Annotated in this window: 4 protein-coding genes; all 4 read right to left on the reverse strand. The window is 42.5% G+C overall.

All coding sequences use genetic code 11. From position 1 onward, the window contains the following. Positions 1-1,245, reverse strand: a 1,245-nt coding sequence (locus MUP17_00485) for an FAD-dependent oxidoreductase (protein ID MCJ7457456.1), incomplete at its 3' end; no start/stop codon positions are given. 22 nt (positions 1,246-1,267) lie between these two features. After that, entirely contained in the window at positions 1,268-3,529 is a 2,262-nt protein-coding gene (locus MUP17_00490; protein ID MCJ7457457.1) for a polysaccharide biosynthesis tyrosine autokinase, read from the reverse strand. Positions 3,530-3,544: 15 nt separating this feature from the next. After that, positions 3,545-4,042 carry an SLBB domain-containing protein gene (locus tag MUP17_00495; protein ID MCJ7457458.1) on the reverse strand — a complete coding sequence of 166 codons (498 nt, stop codon included), beginning with the start codon at positions 4,040-4,042 and terminating at the stop codon, positions 3,545-3,547. A 16-nt stretch (positions 4,043-4,058) separates the two neighbouring features. Next, positions 4,059-4,553: hypothetical protein (locus tag MUP17_00500; GenBank protein MCJ7457459.1), on the reverse strand; the 495-nt coding region annotated here is incomplete at its 5' end.

A 4,553-nucleotide genomic window follows, 5' to 3' on the forward strand; every position in this document is an offset into this window, starting at 1 on the left:
AATACAGGCATCCATATTGAGGTACTCAAATTCAGCAAACCTGCCGCAGAGAACTATTCCGAGTTTTTCTATGTAATTTTTTACAATTCCTATGTTCTTCAGATAATCTTTGTCATAGATCACGTAAGCATATTTTGACCTGACCACTTTTTTGAAACAGACCTTCTTTGGGTCTAAAAGTCCACATCCGGCAAGACCCTGAGTCGAGTGTCTCAAAAGCTCTTCATCTGAAAGTCTCCAGGTGGAATCATTTTCCTTAGCAGTGATCTCAACTACCAGAGAGCTATATCCTTCAGGGACATTATTGGGGCTGAAGATATGAGGAAAACCAACCCGGTTAAATTTCAAGTCCTCATCCGGGAAATAAACTGCAGTATAAGGTGGAAGACTGTTCCCTTCTAATCCCAGAAGTACCGCAATCAGCGAGTTGTATTGGAGTTTGGAAGAGGCACTCTTGACCTCTTGGGGAACATCTTCTAATGCTTTCAAAAGGTCAAACACCGGGATAGTTGAAATCACCAGGTCATACTTCCTCTGATCTTCTCCATCTGAAATGCACCATCCATCTTTTTCTTTAAATATTTTTTTTACAGCAAAATTCTTGACTATTCTTTCCTCGACTTGCTTTTCTATCCCCTGAATCAAAGCCTGAATCCCACCTTCTCTTGGATAAAAGAAGTTCAACTGATGGGTATACCCCTCAGTTGGAATTCCAATCGCAGATTTTATCACATCCTCCAAAGGAGGTTTTGGAACTCTCCCTTCTACCCAGTGCAGGCTCATTTCCTCAGGCTTAGTATTCCAGACTTTTCGATTATAGGGCAAAAGGTATTTTTCTGCTATCCCTTTGCCAAAAGTATAGTAGATCCACTCTTTGAAGTTAGAAGGAGAAGGGCAATCATTTTTCAAATAATGATATAAACATTCAAAATTATCCTCCTTAGGCAGATCGGAAAGCCCATTCTCAAAAGGATATTTTACAAAATGCCCCTTATAATAAATCTTGTTATTTCTTCTTCCCTGATTATAATTTCCCTCAAGCACGTTCAGCATAAAGTCGACTGAGCTTTTGTTTTGAGAATAGATTATATGAGCACCGCCATAATCGAAAGTGAAACCATTTTCTTTCAGACTCCTGCACAGACCGCCGCAATCAGAGTTTTTCTCCAGGACCTCAAATTCATTTTTCAACTGGGAGGCGATGGTTAGGCCGGTAAGGCCTCCGCCCAGAATGCCGATTTTCATGCTTGGTTCCTTTTCATCTGAGTCATGTGGTTTTGACCAGTTCGTCTGACTTCTTCTTCCTCTTCTGTTTGGTTCCTCCATAGTAATGGTAGTAATAATAATAATGATAAGAGCCGTAAACAGATTCCACCTTGATCTTGTTCAGCACTCCTCCGATAAGCCTGCTTTTGACATTTTCCAGAAGAGTAATGGCTCTTTGCAAGGCTTCTCTTGAAGTCGAGCCAGAGGAGGAAACCAGAACTACGCCATCTAATAGGGTTGACAACACAGCCGCATCGGTTACCGCTATTACCGGGGGAGAATCAAACAGGATCATATCATATTTTTCTTTCAACTCCTCCAGTAACATTCTCATCTTCTTTGAGCCTAAAAGCTCTGAAGGATTAGGAGGCAAAACCCCGCAGGTCAAAAGGCTCAAGTTCTCTATGGGGGTTTTCTGGACAATCTCTTTCCAGGGAACATTGCCAGCCAAGTAGTTGGTCAGGCCCGGAGCTCTCTGCAGATTGAAAATCGAGTGCAGGACAGGCCTCCTTAAATCTGAATCGATCAGAATAGTATTGGTTCCCATCTGAGCCATAGTTATGGCTAAGTTAGCCACAGTGGTTGACTTACCCTCAGAAGGCCCTGAGCTTGTTACCAGAATCGTCTTCAAAGGTGCATCCAGCCTGGCGAACTGTAGATTGGTCCTGAAAGTACGATAAGCCTCAGATATAGGAGACTTCGGTTCAAAATGGGTCACTAAGTTGGAGGTTATCCGTTTAATCTGATACTCCTCGGATTTTTCTTCTTCTTTCTTTGATTTTTTATCTTTACTGCTTTTTATCAGAGGAATTGAACCTAAAATAGAAAGTCCAGTCGCCTCTACATCCTCGATGCTCTTAAGGGAATTATCCAGTCTCTCCACAAAAAACGCCATCCCTAACCCTAAGCCTAAACCCAACAGCGCACCTAAGAGTAGGTTGATCTTTTTCTTGGGCTTTATGGGGTCTTCCGGGGGTAAGGCTTTATCTATTATCCTCACATTACCTATTTGGCCTGCCTCTTTTATCCGTGACTCTTCATATTTTTCCTTTAACATCAAGAAGATATTTTCACCCACTTTGGCATTTCGCTCTAACCGGGCTAATTTCAGGCTTTTCTCCGGCAGGGTGTTAAGATTGTTAGAGTAGGTGTCAACTATATTTTTCAGTGCCTCGGTTTTGGCGCCTAAGGATTGAATCTCTATCTCCAGGATCAGAATCTTGTCCACTAACTCCTGAGAATAACCCAAAGGGTCTGAGGAAGCCATCTCTCTGGAAACAAGCTCCGAGGTCTCCTTTACCAGCTTCTGCTTTATATCTTTTATCCGGTTAGTTATCTCTTCCATCTTGGGATGGTCCTCTGGGAAGCCCTGGGCGATATACCCTGCTTTTATCCCTTCTAAATTTGCCATCTCCTTGCGCAGTTGAATAATCAGAGGACTGGAGATCTGGGATATATCCTCCACCAGACGGCCTTTTCTCTCAGTAAGCTGATTTCGCATATAGGAGAGTCTTTTTTGATTTGATTCTAAGTCAGTCTTGGCTTCGTTATATAAGGATTCAAAACTGGCTAATTGCTTAACCAGTTCCTCGGTCTCCTCAGGCAGTGCTGCGACCTTTTCTCTTTCCTTATAAATCCTCAAAGCCTCTTCAGCCTGCTGCAACTCCTTTTGGGTATTGGAAAGTTGATCCTCTAAGAATAGACGAACCTCGGTTATCTCTCCCCGGCTTATCTGCAGGCTCTGTTTATAATATTCCTGAGCGATGGTGTTGGTTAAGAATGCAGCTAAATCCGGATTCGGGGCAGTTACTTTAACCTGCACTATGTCGGTCTCCTTTAAGGGAACCACCTTGGTGTTTTGCTGCAGGGTCAGAACCATATCGTTGGTATTGACCTTTTCTGCTCCTTTCCTTAGAACTACTTCCTCCCAGACTTTTTTAAAGGGGGAGGATAAGAGTGCCTGAAGAACCGATTCAGCCAAGGTTCGGCTCTTGATTATCTCCACCTGGTTTTTGATCATGGTCTCCTGCTTCATATAGGAAGAGATCTCGAAGATCTCTTTTTTCATCCCCCCGTCTTCTTCGATCATCAAAGTGGTAGAGGATTCATAGATCGGCTGGGTAGTGAAGGAGAAGATCCCGGACGAGAGCAGGATTATTAAAAAAGCGGAGAGGACAATCCATCTTCTTCTCTTCAGGATAATCAGGTAGTCCTGAAAGGATACTTCCTTCTGAACGCGCGATATGCTATTTTGCTCTTCCAATTTTTTGACCCCCCTTTATTGAGTGAAGAGTTTAATCACGCTGGCTATAACCGCCAGGTTATAAACAAAAGTTACATATTTTGAAAACGAGTGAAAGCTATTGCGCGGGACTATAACCGTATCACCTGGTTTGATCAAGGGTATCTGTTCGGCTTTCCCATCCCGGACACAATCCTTGACATTGACCGTGAAGATTTTACTCTCGGAGAAATTGCGCACGATCTTGACCTTGCTAAGCTTGGCGTTCTCCGTAGGTCCACCAGCCATAGAGATAAGAGAGAGAAGGTTGGTATTATCAGGAACCTCCACTATCCCGGGTTTTAAAACCTCTCCCCAAACATTAACTTTGATCAAAAGCTGGTTATCTGCACCCGGGGCAAGATAATAATCTAAGCTTGTACTCCTTTGTGTCTCAGCATTCTTTTCCTCCTGAGCCCAGACTAAATTGGATATCTGAAAAAAGGTCAGGTAAACTATTAAACAAAGACTGATTATCTGGTTTACTTTTTTCATCTTTAACACTCCTTTTTTAAAAGCGTTTAATTTCAATTTTGGTTTCGATATTATCAGCCTGAAGGATTTTTTGAGGGTTTTTCTCAAAGAGTTCTAATCCTTTTTCGTCTCCCAGATCATTTTTGACCATTTTAAAAGCTTCTGCCATTACGGTTATTGGTCGTCTATTCAAATCGTGAGCATCGCTGGATATAAAATCGACCAGGTCTTCTTCCAGTAACCTTCTGGCTCCCCTTTGAATCTTTTTGCCAAAATCTCCTAAGAGCGAACCAGCGTTTAACTGGATCAGAATTCCCGAGTCTTTTAACTTCTCTATTCTTTCGAAATCACCCTCTTTGCTCAGGCTTCTTTCCGGATGAGCCAGAATCGGAGATAAGCCTTCTATCAACAGAGAGAAGAGAATCCCTTCGGCAAAGGGCGGGAATTCTCCCAGCGGCAGCTCCACAAATAGATATTTTTGGGTTTGATTTATGAAGAAAAAGGGAAGTCTTTTGATAGAATCAAAGTTCAT

The organism is Candidatus Zixiibacteriota bacterium (assembly GCA_022865345.1).
GTDB lineage: Bacteria > Zixibacteria > MSB-5A5 > MSB-5A5 > RBG-16-43-9 > RBG-16-43-9.

What these genes read in the sequence shown, in the direction of transcription:
- MUP17_00495 (MCJ7457458.1), bottom strand. Translation starts at nt 4,042, where the DNA reads ATGAAAAAAGTAAACCAGATAATCAGTCTTTGTTTAATAGTTTACCTG.